The 16,405-nt window shown below is 44.4% G+C and carries 12 protein-coding genes; 11 read left to right on the top strand and 1 reads right to left on the bottom strand.

Annotation, left to right across the window (positions count from 1 at the left end; translation table 11 throughout):
• Positions 1 to 15 precede the first annotated feature (15 nt).
• The 4 genes from CCC70_RS15725 to CCC70_RS15710 all read left to right on the top strand — a co-directional run bounded on the left by CCC70_RS15725 (position 16) and on the right by CCC70_RS15710 (position 4,476).
• On the top strand, positions 16 to 651 hold the full coding sequence (locus tag CCC70_RS15725; RefSeq protein ID WP_021650382.1) for an HD-GYP domain-containing protein: 636 nt from the start codon (positions 16 to 18) through the stop codon (positions 649 to 651).
• The gene (gene hisS, locus CCC70_RS15720) at positions 584 to 1,837 is read left to right on the top strand and encodes a histidine--tRNA ligase (protein ID WP_114002783.1); all 1,254 of its coding nucleotides are present in this window, start codon (positions 584 to 586) and stop codon (positions 1,835 to 1,837) included. Before CCC70_RS15725 ends, hisS begins: the two co-directional genes overlap by 68 nt.
• 77 nt (positions 1,838 to 1,914) lie before the next feature.
• Positions 1,915 to 3,714 carry an aspartate--tRNA ligase gene (aspS, locus tag CCC70_RS15715; RefSeq protein ID WP_287085218.1) on the top strand — a complete coding sequence of 600 codons (1,800 nt, stop codon included), beginning with the start codon at positions 1,915 to 1,917 and terminating at the stop codon, positions 3,712 to 3,714.
• A 6-nt stretch (positions 3,715 to 3,720) separates the two neighbouring features.
• A complete protein-coding gene (locus CCC70_RS15710) occupies positions 3,721 to 4,476 on the top strand; it encodes a sulfite exporter TauE/SafE family protein (protein ID WP_287085217.1) in 756 nt (251 codons plus the stop codon).
• A gap of 84 nt (positions 4,477 to 4,560) precedes the next feature.
• Here CCC70_RS15710 and CCC70_RS15705 read toward each other — a convergent pair whose 3' ends face one another.
• On the bottom strand, positions 4,561 to 5,694 hold the full coding sequence (locus tag CCC70_RS15705) for a hypothetical protein (RefSeq protein WP_110102460.1): 1,134 nt from the start codon (positions 5,692 to 5,694) through the stop codon (positions 4,561 to 4,563).
• Positions 5,695 to 5,912: 218 nt separating this feature from the next.
• On the opposite strand from CCC70_RS15705, the gene CCC70_RS15700 reads away from it, so the two are divergent.
• From CCC70_RS15700 to argS, 7 genes are all read left to right on the top strand, one after another.
• Positions 5,913 to 7,355: an efflux RND transporter periplasmic adaptor subunit gene (locus CCC70_RS15700; RefSeq protein ID WP_186582158.1), complete on the top strand. Its 1,443-nt coding sequence runs from the start codon at positions 5,913 to 5,915 to the stop codon at positions 7,353 to 7,355.
• Positions 7,352 to 8,023: an ABC transporter ATP-binding protein gene (locus tag CCC70_RS15695; RefSeq protein WP_015524653.1), complete on the top strand. Its 672-nt coding sequence runs from the start codon at positions 7,352 to 7,354 to the stop codon at positions 8,021 to 8,023. The genes CCC70_RS15700 and CCC70_RS15695 overlap by 4 nt, the downstream gene beginning before the upstream one ends.
• Before the next feature lie 4 nt (positions 8,024 to 8,027).
• Positions 8,028 to 10,109, top strand: coding sequence for a hypothetical protein (locus CCC70_RS15690; RefSeq protein WP_173741045.1), 2,082 nt, complete (start codon positions 8,028 to 8,030; stop codon positions 10,107 to 10,109).
• Between the two features lie 21 nt (positions 10,110 to 10,130).
• Positions 10,131 to 11,393: an ABC transporter permease gene (locus CCC70_RS15685; protein WP_021650388.1), complete on the top strand. Its 1,263-nt coding sequence runs from the start codon at positions 10,131 to 10,133 to the stop codon at positions 11,391 to 11,393.
• Between the two features lie 269 nt (positions 11,394 to 11,662).
• On the top strand, positions 11,663 to 13,279 hold the full coding sequence (gene ptsP / locus CCC70_RS15680; RefSeq protein ID WP_015524657.1) for a phosphoenolpyruvate--protein phosphotransferase: 1,617 nt from the start codon (positions 11,663 to 11,665) through the stop codon (positions 13,277 to 13,279).
• Between the two features lie 283 nt (positions 13,280 to 13,562).
• Positions 13,563 to 14,432, top strand: a complete 870-nt coding sequence (locus CCC70_RS15675) for a DegV family protein (protein WP_118608511.1) — start codon at positions 13,563 to 13,565, stop codon at positions 14,430 to 14,432.
• A 39-nt stretch (positions 14,433 to 14,471) separates the two neighbouring features.
• Entirely contained in the window at positions 14,472 to 16,238 is a 1,767-nt protein-coding gene (gene argS / locus CCC70_RS15670; RefSeq protein ID WP_287085216.1) for an arginine--tRNA ligase, read from the top strand.
• Positions 16,239 to 16,405 lie beyond the last annotated feature (167 nt).

Genomic DNA, 16,405 nt, shown 5'->3' with positions numbered 1-16,405 from the left:
AGGAGAGACGGATCCTTGAAAAGCGTACAGAAGATAAGTGAAACTACGCAGGACCGGATCCTGGAAATGGATCTTTCCGCAGAGCTGAAACATGGGGTTGTTGTCAGTAACCTTGCCTATGATGTGGCAAAGGAGCTTGGTCTTGGTGAGAAAGAATGTTATCAGCTGGCTATTGCCGGAATGCTCCATGATATAGGCAAGCTGAAACTGGAAGGATACATTAATGGCCAAGAGCAGAATCCGATGGTCATTGAAGAATTGAAGTATGTCCGCATGCACTCCACATTAGGTTATGAGATCCTGAAAGACCAGGGATATTCCGATTATGTTCTGGAAAGTATTCTTTATCATCATGAGAATTTTGACGGCAGCGGTTATCCCAGCAACAGAAGCGGAAAGGATATCCCTATGGGTGCAAGGATCCTGAGAGTATGTGATGTATATGCGGCTTTGAGTATGGACAGACCATATCGGAAAGCTCTGGAAAATGATGAAGTTTTAAGACTGATGATCGATGAGATTAAAAACTTTGACATGCAGGTGTTTCTTGCATTTCAGAGGGTGATTCATAAAGGAGGAAACTATGGCATTAAAAAAGAAACCGGTTACAGGAATGAAGGACATTTTACCGAAGGAAATGGCAATCCGTAACTATGTGATGAATATGATCAGAGAGACGTACGGAACCTTTGGTTTTTCCGCAATTGAGACTCCCTGTGTAGAACATATTGAGAATCTCTGCAGCAAGCAGGGCGGTGAAAATGAAAAACTGATCTTCAAGATCATGAAGAGAGGCGAGAAACTGAAACTGGATACTGCAAAAACAGAGAATGATCTGACAGATTCCGGACTTCGCTATGACCTGACCGTACCGCTTTCCAGATATTATTCCAATAATGCAAACGAGCTTCCGGCTCCGTTTAAGGCACTTCAGATGGGAAATGTATGGAGAGCTGACCGTCCGCAGAGAGGTCGTTTCCGTCAGTTTATGCAGTGTGATATCGATATCCTGGGTGAGCCGACCTATCTTGCTGAGATCGAGCTTGTACTTGCAACTACAACACTTCTTGGAAAACTGGATTTCCATAACTTTACGATCCGTATCAATGACAGAAGGATCCTGAAGGCAATGGCTCAGTACAGCGGATTCCCGGCAGAGAGCTTTGATACTGTCTTTATTATTCTTGACAAGATGGATAAGATCGGCATCGAGGGAGTTGCAGAGGAGCTTGAGAAAGAGGGCTTTGCGAAAGAGAGCATTGACACTTATCTTGGACTTTTCCGTGAGATCACCAACGATGTTGAGGGTGTCCGTTATATTAAAGAAAAACTTTCTGATGTTCTGGAAGCAGGTATTGCAGAGGATCTTGAAACGATCATCAATACTGTAGAATCTGTAAAAACAGCAGACTTCAAAATGTCCTTTGACCCTACACTGGTACGTGGAATGTCCTATTACACAGGTCCGATCTTTGAGATTTCCATGGATGAGTTCGGCGGAAGCGTCGGTGGAGGCGGACGTTACGATGAGATGATCGGTAAATTTACAGGAAATAATACCTGTGCTTGTGGTTTCTCCATTGGATTTGAGAGAATCGTTATGCTGCTTCTTGAGAGAGGCTATGAGATTCCAACCAAGAATGGCAAGAAAGCATATCTGATTGAGAAGAACATGCCGGCAGACAAGCTTCTGAATATCCTGAAACAGGCAACTGAGGAAAGAAGTGCAGGTACACAGATCAATATCTCTATCATGAAAAAGAACAAAAAATTCCAGAAAGACCAGCTGGCAGCAGATGGTTATACAGAGTATGTAGAATTTTTCAACAGAGACTGAAACTGCCCGTCTGAAAACGGAGATAGCAGAGTAAATTAAAATGACTATGAAAAAAATAGTCAGAGGAGGATAAAGAGATGGCTGAAAGCATACAGGGACTGCACAGAACTTGCCGATGTGCAGAAGTGACCACAGAGATGGTCGGAAAAGAAGTAACATTAATGGGATGGGTGGCAAAAGCCAGAAATAAAGGAGGTCTTGTATTTGTGGATCTTCGTGACCGTTCCGGGATCATGCAGCTGATTTTTGAGAATGGCAGCATTGACGAGGAAGGCTTTACAAAAGCAGGTAAACTGCGTAGTGAGTTTGTTATTGCTGTAACCGGTACCGTAGAGAAACGTGGAGGAGCAGTAAACGAGAATCTTGCAACTGGCGAGATCGAGCTTCGTGTAAAATCCCTCCGTGTTCTTGCTGAGGCAGATGTTCCTCCATTCCCGATCGAGGAGAATAGCAAGACAAAAGATGAGATCCGACTTAAATATCGTTATCTTGATTTAAGAAGACCGGATCTTCAGAGAAATATCATGATGAAGAGCAAGGTTGCCCAGCTTACAAGACAGTTCTTTACAGAAGAGGGATTTCTTGAGATCGAGACACCGATGCTTGGAAAGAGTACTCCTGAGGGAGCCAGAGACTATCTGGTACCATCACGTGTTCATCCGGGAAGCTTCTATGGCCTTCCACAGTCTCCGCAGCTGTACAAGCAGCTTCTGATGTGCTCCGGATTTGATCGTTATATCCAGATCGCAAGATGTTTCCGTGATGAGGATCTTCGTGCTGACCGTCAGCCGGAGTTCACACAGATCGATATGGAGCTTTCCTTTGTTGATGTAGACGATGTTATCGATGTTAACGAGAGATATCTTGCATTCCTGTTCAAAGAAGTTCTGGATATCGATGTAAAACTCCCGATCCAGAGAATTACCTGGCAGGAAGCTATGGATCGTTTTGGTTCCGACAAGCCGGATATGCGTTTCGGTATGGAACTTCATGATGTCAGTGATATCGTAAAAGACTGCGGATTTGGTGTGTTCACAGGTGCGCTTGAGAACGGCGGAAGTGTTCGTGGTATCAATGCAGAAGGTCAGGGCGCAATGCCGAGAAAGAAGATCGATAAGCTTGTTGAGTTCGTAAAAGGTTATGGTGCAAAAGGTCTTGCATACATTGCCATTGCAGAGGACGGAACCAGAAAGTCTTCTTTCGCCAAGTTTATGACAGATGAAGAGATGGATGCTCTTGTAAAAGCTATGGACGGCAAGCCGGGAGATCTTCTTCTTTTTGCAGCAGATAAGACAAAATTGGTATACGATGTACTGGGAGCACTCCGTCTTGAGCTTGCAAAACAGATGGATCTTTTAGATAAAAATGAGTATCGTTTCGTATGGGTAACAGAGTTCCCGCTTCTTGAGTGGAGCGAGGAGGAGAACCGTTTTACAGCAATGCACCATCCGTTCACCATGCTTATGGAGGAGGATCTTCCGCTTCTTGACACAGATCCGGGAAAGGTTCGTGCAAAAGCATACGACATCGTTCTTAACGGAAATGAGATCGGCGGCGGCAGCGTGCGTATCCATCAGGATGATATTCAGGAAAGAATGTTTGAGGCACTTGGCTTCACAAAAGAAGCTGCACATGAGCAGTTCGGATTCCTTCTGGATGCCTTCAAATATGGAGTTCCGCCACACGCAGGACTTGCATATGGCCTTGACAGACTTGTTATGCTTATGGCAAAGGCAGATACGATCCGTGATGTTATTGCATTCCCGAAGGTTAAGGATGCCTCCTGTCTGATGACTCAGTCTCCTAGCCAGGTAAGTGAGGCACAGCTTCATGAGCTGGGACTTGACCTTGAGCCGCAGAAAGAAGAGGAAGAATAAAAAATCATGCAGCCGACAATCTATACATTTCTGATCGTTTGCCCACTTGTATTTCTTGCCGGATTTGTAGATGCTGTAGCAGGCGGGGGAGGACTGATCTCCCTGCCTGCTTATCTTTTGGCCGGAATTCCTGTACATAATGCTGTTGCCACCAACAAGCTGTCATCAGCAACAGGAACATTGATCTCAACTGTCCGTCTGTGCAAAAATAAATTTGTGGACTGGATCCTGGTGCTTCCATGTATTCCAATGGCACTCCTGGGATCTTCCATAGGAGCTCACCTTGCTCTTATAGCCAGTGATAAGCTCCTGCGTTATATGCTGATCCCTGTTCTTCCGGTGGTTGCTTTTTATGTGCTGCGCAAGAAAAATATGGATGAGAAAGGTGGCGAGATCGCCAGAAAAAAACAGATCCTGCTCTGTGCCGTATGCTCTCTTGCTGTAGGATGCTATGATGGCTTTTATGGACCAGGAACAGGAACTTTTCTCTTGCTTTTGTTTACAGGATTGGGAAAAATGAGTGTGGCAAAAGCTTCCGGTACCATGAAGGTTACCAACCTCTCTTCCAATGTAGCGGCTCTTGTTGTATTTCTGCTCAGCGGAAAGATTGTGATCATGCTTGGAATTGCAGCGTCAGTGTTCTCGATCGCAGGACATTATACCGGTGCAGGTATGGTTATGAAAAACGGAAGCCGGATCATACGGCCTATTATTCTTATAGTCCTTGCATTGCTTTTTATAAAGATCATATCCGGAATATAAAAAAGAAGAATATAAAAAACCCGTGAAGATCACGCTTTCCTGTCAGAGAAAGCAGATATTCACGGGTTTTCTAGCTTTTATTCTTTATTCGTTATCTTCGGTAGAATCTTCAGGAACCGGTGAAGCGGTAAGAGTTCCGAAGATGGCATTGCCCAGTTCGGTACCTGCATTCTCAAGCTTCCAGGATGCACCATCGTTTGTGAGATGGAAGGTAGCAGTGGCAGTTATGGTTGCCTGATTATTCCTGATACTGTCCAGAAGCAGTTCATGTGATTTGTTGTAACGCTTCTGGGAACCGTCGATCACTGCATCAGCAGAAGCCAGATAAGTATTCAATTCTTTTTCGTACTGTGTAAGAATGGAATTACTGTCAAATGTGGTAAGCTCTGCGTCCACTTCAGCAAGATATCCGGAAACAGAGGTGCTTGATATTTTGTAGTTAAAACAGGAGTGAAACTGTTCCATAAGGGCAGAGGCAATGGCGTTTTTTGCCGAATCTGAAGTGTTCAGAATGGAATCCAGCCCCAAATAATTAGCCATCTGCTTTACATCCATTTCCTGAAGCGTTTTCAGATAGACGGTAAGCGTTTCGGCAGGCGGCACAAGATCAGGATCGGACAGATAGGTGATAAGGCCACCGACCAGATCATTTTCGAGAGAGGAACTGTGCGTAATCTCCCAGTCAGGTTCTGAAGAAGATCCAAGATTGTTTAGTTGGATGGAAGTATTGCGTTCTACAGAACTGTACGTGTTATTCTTGAGAAGCTTGTACAGTAGCAGATAACGCTGCTCCAGGGAATTTCCGTTATCATTTTCTTTACCGGAGGCGGTTTCCAGTATTTCTTCCTGAAGGCTTGCAGAAACAAAATCACTGGCAAGAGCCTCAGCATCCAGAGTAGTGAGCTTAAGCTGCGCAGAAGCATTTTTTTCGTCGCTATCAACGGATATACCTAGGATTTTGTAATCGAAATTCTGAAAGAAGAGAGAAAATACTTCTTTTATGTCAGCAGAAAGCTTTGTGCTGTCATCAGAATCCGGAAACAGTTCCTGATAGGATATGTACTGCATGGTTGTTTCAGAGTCCAGATTTTTAAGAAGATCCAGATCTTTTTTGATCGCCTTCTCCGCATGAGCTTTGGCCGACTGGGAGCAGCTACATAAAAAAACTGAGAGAAGAATGATCATCAAGAAAGCCAGCAGATGTTTCACTGTCTTCATATTGTTCTTTCCTTTCAAAAAAGTTATATTACAACATTTTAGCAGATAAAGTACCGAAAGTCAAAATATCGCAAAAATGGAGAAAAAGGAGACTTTTTTATGAAAAATCTGTGAAATCTGCATCGTTTTCTTCAGGGACTTTTCTTTTTAGAGTGAATCTGCTATGATGTTTGAAGCAACAGATAGTTTCAGTACGATGCTGAGAAAAGGGGACAGATATGAAAAAACGTATTTTGATCGCACTTGGAGTCCTTGTACTTGCAGCCGGTATCGGAGCCGGTGGATGGTATTATTATACACATCATGCAGGGTCCGCAGGAGGCAGCGATATTGTATATGTAACAAAGATAAGCAAGCTTTCGGAAATGGATTCCGGAGTGGAAAACCGATATGCAGGTGTTGTGGAACCGCAGGAAACGGTTCAGGTAAAGATCGAAAGCGGCCGAAAGGTAAAAGAAGTTCAGGTAAAGACCGGTCAGGAAGTCAAGAAAGGGCAGCTTCTTTTTCAGTATGATCTTGGAAGTATCCAGCAAAGTCTTCAGGAAGCACAGCTGGCCTTGGATCGCCTGAAAAACGAACAGTTAAGTATATCTGATCAGATCACCACACTGGAAGCTGAGAAAAAGAAAGCTACAGCAGATAATCAGCTTTCCTATACAATAGAGATCGAAACACAGAAAATGAATCTCAAGAAGAATGAATATGATCAGAAAAGCAAACAGGCAGAGATCAATAAGCTTTCCCAGGCAACGCAGAATACCGAGGTGCGCAGTGAGATCGATGGAGTGATCCAGAAGATCGATACCTCCAAGATGGGCGGCGATGATTCTGAGGGCGTGGAGGATACGCTGACAGAAGGCACGACGGATTCCACAGATTCCAGTTCCGGAAACAGCTCCGGCAATGCATTTATCACGATCCTGAGTACAGGTGCTTATCGTGTAAAGGGAACGGTAAATGAAATAAACCGTGATTCGATCATAGAGGGAACTCCTGTGATCATTCGTTCCAGGGTGGATTCTTCAAAAACCTGGAAGGGCACCATGGGCTCTGTTGACCTGGATAATTCTACCAGCAACAGCAGTTCGGATATGGCAATGTTCGGAATGTCCAGTGCCAGTGATGATCAGACATCATCCAGTACCTATCCGTTTTATGTGAATCTGGATTCATCTGAGGGTCTGATGCTGGGGCAGCATGTGTATATTGAACCGGACGAAGGACAGGATGAGAAGAAGTCCGGTATCTGGCTGAACGATTATTTTATCGTGGATGCGGATACAGACAGCCCATATGTCTGGATCGCAAACGGTCAGAACAAGCTGGAGAAGAGAGATGTCATATTAGGACAGTATGATGAAGATCTTGGGGAATATGAGATCGCAGACGGACTTTCTGAAAAAGATAAGATCGCATTTCCGACAGATGAGCTGAAAGAAGGTATGTCTGTCACAGAAGGTACTGCAGATCAGACTACAGCGGCGATGTGGGATGATTCCGAGGGTGATGAAAGTATTGATGATTCTGCGTACACGGAAAGTGATGGCTCAGAGCCTGAAATGATCGAAGATGGAGCGATCGACAGTGACATGATGGATGCGACAGACGATATTTCTTCGGGAGATGACCTTGTTCCGATGGAAGGAGCGCCGACAGAATGATTTTGGATTTAAAAGGAATATATAAGGATTATCAACAGGGGAAAATGACGGTACCTGTATTGAAAGATGTAGATTTTTCCATGGAGGAGGGAGAATATGTGGCGATCATGGGACCTTCCGGTTCCGGAAAGACTACACTGATGAATATTATCGGATGTCTGGATAAACCTACCAAGGGAACTTTTCTCCTGAATGGAGAAGATATTGCCAAATGTACAGAAAATGAGATGTCAGATATCCGTCTGAAAACGATCGGATTTGTATTTCAGAGCTTTCATCTCCTTCCAAGGCAGAGTGCGCTGACAAATGTGGAACTGCCGCTGAATTATGCAAGGGTTCCCAAAAAGGAGCGCCGGGAACGTGCACGAAAAGCTCTGGAGCGTGTAGGCCTTGCCGACAGGGTGGATTTTAAGCCCAACCAGCTTTCCGGAGGACAGATGCAGAGAGTGGCTATTGCAAGAGCGATCGTAAACAATCCCAAGCTTTTGCTGGCAGATGAGCCTACCGGGGCACTGGATACGAAATCGGGAGCACAGGTTATGGAACTGTTTCAGAAGCTGAACGATGAGGGAGTTTCTGTGCTGATGATCACACATGACCCGGAGATCGCGGCACATGCCAAACGGGTTGTTATGATCCGTGACGGTGAGCTGCAGGAAAAGAGGTGATAGAATGAAAGTGGTGAAGAGAGTGATCGTTGGTGTACTGGTTGCGGCATTGGCAGCCGGAGGAATCTACACAGGGCTTATGCATGTGAAAGAATCCAAGGTAACAGAGGTGCCGGTAACCAGCGTCAGCAATCTTCAGACGGACTGGTATTCGGAGACAACACTGGATGGAACCATCACCACGAATGTTTCTCAGAATATAAATATGGATAAAGATATGATCATCGAGAAAATATATGTATCCCAGGGTGATGATGTAAAAAAAGGCGATAATCTGATCTCCTTTGATATGACACTTGTAGAGATGGAGCTGAATATTGCAAAGCTGAAACAGCAGAAGCAGGAGCAGGATCTGACCAAAGCACAGAACCGTCTGACAAGTCTTCAGAATGGAGGTCCCATCGAAGACAGTACAGACAGTACTGATGATACGGACCTGAATCTTACAGGTGGTGATACAGGAGGTGACGGCGAAATGACAAATACCGATACACCTTCCGGAAGTGACGGAGACGAGGATATGCAGTCAACTACCGGTTCCGCGGCTACTGCAGATGGCAGCTATCTTGCAGCGGCTTCCTCTAGGCCATTACTTCTCAGTGCCTTTACAGATACAGAAGGAGATCTTGAAGATTCTGCAAAGGAAGTTACCGAAGAAATGCCGTCCGGAGAAACGACGGACAGTGAAACAGAGCAGATGACCGGAGATGACACAGCGGATATGGAAGAGGATACAACTGCATCCGATGAGGATCTAATCATGGATCCGACCTACCAGGATCCTACTGCCAATGATATTACAGACGGAGAGACTACGGACTGGGGTTCCGGAGAAGATGACACCCCAACGGTATCTCCGACACCGACTCCCACACTGGGACCCAATGAGCTTCCTGATCCCAATAGAACAGAACCGGAAATTCCGGGGATCACAGATGGTGAACCGGAATTTTATCAGAAGCTGGATTATACTTCTCAGCCGTTTACAGGAACCGGTACGGAAGAAGATCCCTATGTTTTTCTTGTAAGCAGTGCCAAAGGCAAAGTTACGGTGATGGGATCCTTCTTTAACAGAATGGCGGGATACAGTGAGGATGGAACCAAAGTGGTCCAGAAAGGCGGCAGCTGGTTCCAGCTGGAGTTTCATGAGAATGATACCATTGCTGATTTTCAGGACAGAACACTTTCCTGTACAGGATATTATCTGATCGATGGAAGTCTTCTTGAAAATCCGGTATATATGTATGCGGAAACAGAATTTACACTGGACGAGGCTTCCAAATATGACAAAAATGATGATGAGATACCGGATGACAGCGGTGATGGAGATGACGGTACTGATGGCACAACCATGTCAAGAGAGGATGCGATCAAGATCCAGAAAAACAAGATCGCAAGTTTGAAACTGGATATTGAGGAAAATAATCTGAAAATCACTAAGCTGGAGAACAAAATAAAAAACAAGCTGATAACAAGCAAACTGGATGGAACGGTTGCTTACATCGGAGATGAAGTCACAGGTTCTTATAATGGAGATGCTTTTCTGAAAGTAAAAAGCAAAGATGGTTTTTATGTTACCGGAACGGTCAGCGAACTGATGCTGGATCAGATGAAGGAGGGAACACTTCTTCAGTGTACCAGTTATAATTCCGGCAGCTTTGAGGCGAAGGTACTGAATGTATCCGATTACCCGGTGGATTCTTCAAATGCTTATTATGGTGGAGATTCTAATCCCAATGTATCGTATTACACCTTTAATGCAGAGATCACAGATCGTTCATTGCAGTTTACCGACCAGGATTATGTGACGGTATCTCTGAAGTCAAATAAACTTGCCGAAGGCAGTATGGTTGTGATGAAGGCATTTATCCGTACGGAAAATGGAACCAGCTATGTATACAAAGACGTGAAGGGAACACTGAAAAAGCAGCAGATCACAGTGGGAAGCATTGTGAACAGCGGATATTATGCAGTTGTAACTTCAGGTCTGAAATCCGATGATCTTCTTGCTTTCCCATATGGTGATGCCGTGAAGGAGGGAGCCAAGACAAAAGAAGTAACTTTGGATGATATGTACAATGAATAAATAACAGGAAGGAGAAATTTCATGTTTGAAAATATACGCCTGGCTTTTCAGGGAATATGGTCACATAAGATGAGATCCTTTCTGACCATGCTGGGTATTATTATTGGTATTGCATCTATTATTGCAATTGTATCTACGATCAAAGGTACCAGTGAGCAGATCAAGGAAGATCTGATCGGGTCCGGAAACAATACCGTACAGGTTATGCTCTATGACGGAGACAGTACATACGATATGGATTATGGTTCTTACGGAAGCTCGGCCACACCGCCGGTTATTTCTGATTCCCAGAAAACGGCGATCGGAGACTTGGATCATGTGATCAGTTCTACATTTTATTACAGCAGCCAGTCTGCCAGTGTTTATTATAAAAACACAAGCTTTCAGGGCGGAACCGTGTACGGGATCGACAGCAATTATCTGAAAACGATGGGATACCTGGTCCAGTCCGGTCGGGGATTTGTACAAAAAGATTATGACAGCTACCGAAAGGTTGCTCTTGTGGATTCCAATGCTGCACAGAATATTTTCGGAAGTGAGAGCCCTGTAGGGAAAACCATTGAGGTGGGATCAGAACCGTATATTATTGTAGGTGTGATCACTCAGAGTGAGGACAGCATGCCGAAGATCAATACGATTTCTGAGTACGAGGAATATTCGCAGACGATCATGGGAAGCGTGATGATCCCAGATACTACCTGGCCTGTTGCATTTAAATTTGATCAGCCGCAAAATGTGACAGTCCGTGCAGACAGCACAGATAATATGAGTTCTGTAGGAAAAGCAGCAGAGGATATTCTGAATACAGGAATCCAGAATGAAAAAAACAAATCGAATTTTAAATATAAAGCGGAAGACATTATGGAGAAGGTCAAGAATCTCCAGAAGCTCAGCGAAAGTACCAATCAGCAGCTGATCTGGATCGCAAGTATCTCCCTGCTTGTTGGTGGTATCGGTGTTATGAATATCATGCTTGTATCTGTCACAGAACGTACCAGCGAGATCGGACTGAAAAAAGCTATCGGAGCAAGAAAAAAAGTGATCCTGGGACAGTTTCTGACGGAAGCTTCGGTGCTGACCAGTATCGGAGGAATCATTGGTGTGGTCCTTGGGATCATCCTGTCAAAAATGGTGTCTCAGGTGTCAGGAGCACCAACAGCTATCAGCGTTCCGGCAATTATCGGTTCTGTGGTATTTTCCATGCTGATCGGTCTGATCTTCGGACTTCTCCCATCTGTAAAGGCAGCTAATCTTAATCCGATTGATGCCCTTCGCAGTGAATAAAAAGATATACATACATATAGCATCTGCAATTGCCGGAAGGATTCCGGCGGCAGATGCTTATTTTTATATCTGAAAGTATTGTTCAGGTTTTATGAAGCTCTGCGGTCTTTATTTTGTCACTTTTGCTGTATATATGACAAAAAAAGAAAGTATAAATAGAGTTTTTACAGGTTTTTTAGAGATCATAAAAAAATCGTGGCAGAATCTTTGGATAGTGTGATATAATACGTCATAAGTGGGCAAATATAAAAACAGAAGGAGATAATTTCATGAAGGTTTTGGAAGGTAAATCTGTATTTTCCGGTATTGCGATCGGTAAGATCTCAATCCTCCAGAAAGTTGACGCCAGTGTTAAACGTGTTCACGTGGAGGATCCGGAAGAAGAGGTAAAGCGTGTGGAGGCAGCCAGAGAGCAGGCTGTGGCACAGCTTCAGAAGCTTTATGACAAGGCTCTTCAGGAAGTTGGAGAGTCCGGAGCGGCAATCTTTGAGGTTCATCAGATGATGCTGGATGATGATGACTATCTGGATTCCATCCACAACATTATCCGTACAGAGTCTGTAAATGCAGAATATGCGGTTGCAACAACTGGTGATAATTTCTCATCAATGTTCGCACAGATGGACGACGATTATATGAAAGCAAGAGCAGCTGATGTGAAGGATATCTCAGACCGTTTGGTACGTGTGCTTTCCGGCCATGGAGATGGAGAGCTTGAAGCATCCGAGCCGGTGATCGTAGTTGCAGAGGATCTTGCACCAAGTGAGACTGTACAGATGGATAAGAGCAAGGTTCTTGCTTTTGTCACAAGAAAAGGTTCTTCTAACTCACATACTGCGATTCTTGCGAGAACCATGAATATTCCGGCGCTGATCAATATTGAATACGATGAGTCCATGGACGGTAAGATGGCAGTCGTAGACGGAAAGAGCGGAAATCTGATCGTTGAGCCGGATGCAGAGACCCTTAAAAAATATGAGGATATGCGTGCCGATGAACTTGCACAGCGTGCAATGCTCAAAGAGCTGAAAGGTAAAGAAACTGTTACCAAGAGCGGTCGTAAGCTCCACCTTTATGCCAACATCGGAAGTACAGGTGATGTTGCGAATGTACTTGCCAATGATGCGGAAGGCATCGGACTTTTCCGAAGTGAGTTCGTATACCTGGAAAAAGAAGACTATCCTACAGAGGAAGAGCAGTTCCAGGTTTACAAGACCGTAGCTCAGAATATGGCCGGCAAAAAAGTTATCATTCGTACTCTGGATATCGGAGCGGACAAGCAGATCGATTATTTTAATATGGCGCATGAGGAGAACCCTGCAATGGGATATCGTGCGATCCGTATCTGTCTGGACCGTCCGGAAGTATTTAAGACACAGCTGAGAGCGCTTTTCCGTGCAAGCATGTTCGGAAATATTTCCATCATGTATCCGATGATCATCTCTGTAACAGAGGTGAAGCAGATCAAGGCTATTGTAGCAGAAGTAAAAGCAGAGCTTAAGGAACAGGGGATCCCGTTCCGTGATGACGTGGAGCAGGGTATCATGATCGAGACTCCGGCAGCTGTTATGATCAGTGATCTTCTTGCAAAAGAGGTTGATTTCTTCAGTATCGGAACCAATGATCTGACCCAGTATACACTGGCTATTGACCGTCAGAATGCAAAGCTTGACAACATTTATGATTCCCATCATGAGGCAGTTCTCCGTATGATCCAGATGGTTGTGGATAATGCACACAAAGAAGGTATCTGGGCCGGAATCTGTGGTGAGCTTGGTGCGGACACTACACTTACTGAGAGATTTGTAGAGATGGGACTGGATGAGTTGTCCGTATCTCCGACATTTGTTCTTCCGGTTCGAAAGATCGTAAGAGAAATGAAATAAAACACAGATCATAAATAGATAAGGATATTTTTGATAAATAGTGTGACAGCTGCTGTGCATAAATATTTGTATGGCAGCTGTTTTTTAGTTACTGTTCACTGGTAATATTCCGCGAGGTGTTTTTTGTGAGCGAAGGTCACAGAAAATTTCCAATTGTGATATAGAAAAAAATATGATACACTAACATCATGGCTTTCTACAGCAGTTCAAAGAATTAGTTCATCAGGGGCTGATGCATTAATTCTTTGAACTGTGAGATAACAGACCAGGAGGAGAGAAAAGAATGGGCAAAATTGCCATTGTAACAGACAGCAACAGCGGTATCACACAGGCCCAGGCCGAAGAGCTTGGCGTTTATGTGATACCGATGCCGTTTTATATTAATGAAAAAATGTATCTTGAAGGTGTAACTCTCACACAGGAAGAGTTTTATGAGAAGCTTAAGAAGGATGAACCGATCTCCACATCTCAGCCAAGTCCGGCTGATCTCTGTGATCTGTGGGACAAGCTTCTGAGAGATTATGAGGAAATCGTTCATATTCCGATGTCAAGCGGACTGAGTGCATCCTGTTCTACTGCAATGGGACTTGCTATTGATTATAATGGTCGTGTTCAGGTAGTGGACAATCAGCGGATTTCCGTAACACAGAGACAGTCTGTAATGGATGCTAAGATGCTTGCCGAGGCAGGAAAAAGTGCTGCAGAGATCAAGAAGATCCTTACAGATCAGAAACTCGATTCCAGTATTTATATCACACTTGACACCCTGAAATATCTGAAAAAAGGTGGCAGGATCACACCGGCAGCAGCAGCCATCGGAACGGTTCTGAACCTGAAGCCTGTACTTCAGATCCAGGGAGAGAAGCTGGATGCCTACGCCAAGGTCCGTGGCAAGAAGCAGGCCAAACGTGCCATGCTGAAGGCAATGAAGAATGATTGGGAAACACGTTTTAAGGAATACGCATCTGACGGTGAGATGTGTCTTCAGGCTGCTTATACAGGAAATCTGGAAGAAGCAGAAGAATTTAAAAGAGAGATCCAGGAGGTATTTCCGGGAATGGAGATACATATGGATCCCCTTTCCTTAAGTGTTGCCTGCCATATCGGTTATGGTGCACTTGCAGTCGCATGTTCAAGAAAAGTGACGTTATAAGCATAAAATACAGAAACAAAGATATGAGGAGTTTGAAACATGAAGAAGATTATGGAACAGATGGCGGAAGAACTTTCCGCAGCATTTGAAAAAGCAGGTTATGATCCGTCCTACGGAAAAGTTACTGTTTCCAACAGACCGGACTTATGTGAGTATCAGTGTAACGGTGCTATGGCAGGAGCCAAAGCATATCACAAGGCACCGTTTATGATCGCTGATGATGTGGTAGCACAGCTGTCAGACAGCCGGATCTTTTCCAGAGCAGAAGTTGTAAAGCCTGGATTTATCAACCTGGATGTGAAACCGGAATTTGTTGCAGAATACATGAATAAGATGGCAGAGGATGAGAAGCTTTCTGTTGAGACTGCCAAGGATCCGAAGACGATCATTATCGACTATGGCGGACCAAACGTTGCCAAGCCGCTTCACGTAGGACATCTCCGTTCTGCGATCATCGGTGAGAGCATCAAGCGTATCGGACGTTTTGTAGGACATAAGGTGATCGGTGATGTACATCTTGGAGACTGGGGTCTTCAGATGGGACTGATCATTACCGAGCTGAAACACCGGAAACCGGAGCTGGTATATTTTGATGATAGCTTTACCGGTGAATATCCGGCAGAGGCACCGTTTACTATCAGCGAGTTGGAAGAAATCTATCCATGTGCCAGTGGGAAATCAAAAGAGGATGAGGCTTACCGTAATGAGGCACTGGAGGCAACCCACCTTCTTCAACAGGGCAAACCCGGATACATGGCTCTCTGGAACCACATCATGAATGTATCTGTAACAGACCTGAAGAGAAACTACGCGAACCTGAATGTAGACTTTGACCTCTGGAAAAAGGAATCCGATGCACAGCCGTACATCCCGGATATGGTAGAGGATATGAAGAAGCGAGGATTTGCCTATGAGGATCAGGGCGCTCTTGTTGTAGATGTAAAAGAAGAGAGTGATACCAAGGAGATCCCTCCATGTATGCTTCTGAAATCAGACGGAGCTTCTCTCTATACGACCACAGACCTTGCTACTATCGTAGAGCGTATGAAACTCTTTCAGCCGGATGAGATCCTTTATGTTGTTGACAAGCGTCAGGAGCTGCATTTTATCCAGGTATTCCGCTGCGCAAGAAAAACCGGTCTTGTAAATCCGGAGACCAAGCTTTCCTTCCTTGGTTTCGGTACCATGAATGGAAAAGACGGTAAACCGTTTAAGACAAGAGAAGGCGGTGTTATGCGTCTGGAGAACCTGATCGCAGACATTAATGAGGAAATGTACCGCAAGATCGTGGAGAATCGCAGTGTAAAAGATAAAGATGCAAAGGATACTGCCAAGATCGTAGGACTTTCCGCAATCAAATACGGAGATCTTTCCAACCAGGCGACCAAGGATTACATCTTTGATGTTGACCGCTTTACATCCTTTGAGGGAAATACAGGTCCGTATATCCTTTATACTATCGTTCGTATTAAGTCGATCCTGAACCGTTATGTACAGGAGGGAGGAGATTTAAGTACAGGTAAGATCCTTCCGGCAGTCAATGCCAGTGAGAAGAACCTGATGCTTCAGCTTTCCGGCTTTGCGGCAATGGTTGAGAACGCTTTTGAAGAAAAAGCACCACATAAGATCTGTGCATATATCTATGAGGTATCCAATGCATTTAACAGCTTTTACCATGAGACCAAGATCTTAAGCGAAGAGGATCAGGCACAGAAGGAATCCTTCCTTCAGCTGCTCCAGCTTACAAGAAGAGTGCTTGAGACAAGCATCGATCTTCTTGGATTCTCTGCACCGGATCGTATGTAAGGTATAGCTTTGCAGATACAAACACTATGAATAATGACAGACCGCCGGATAAAGAGACATTTTTGTCTGCTATATTCGGCGGACTTTTTTATATAGAAAGTTCTTTGCAAAAAGAACAGGACGTGCTATAATAGGACTTATCCTAAACGCGGGCAGATCACGAATTT

The sequence above is a fragment of the Blautia sp. LMAG:89 genome, assembly GCF_008679485.1.
Taxonomy (GTDB): domain Bacteria; phylum Bacillota; class Clostridia; order Lachnospirales; family Lachnospiraceae; genus Blautia_A; species Blautia_A fusiformis.
This window is presented reverse-complemented; position numbering and strand designations above follow the sequence as displayed.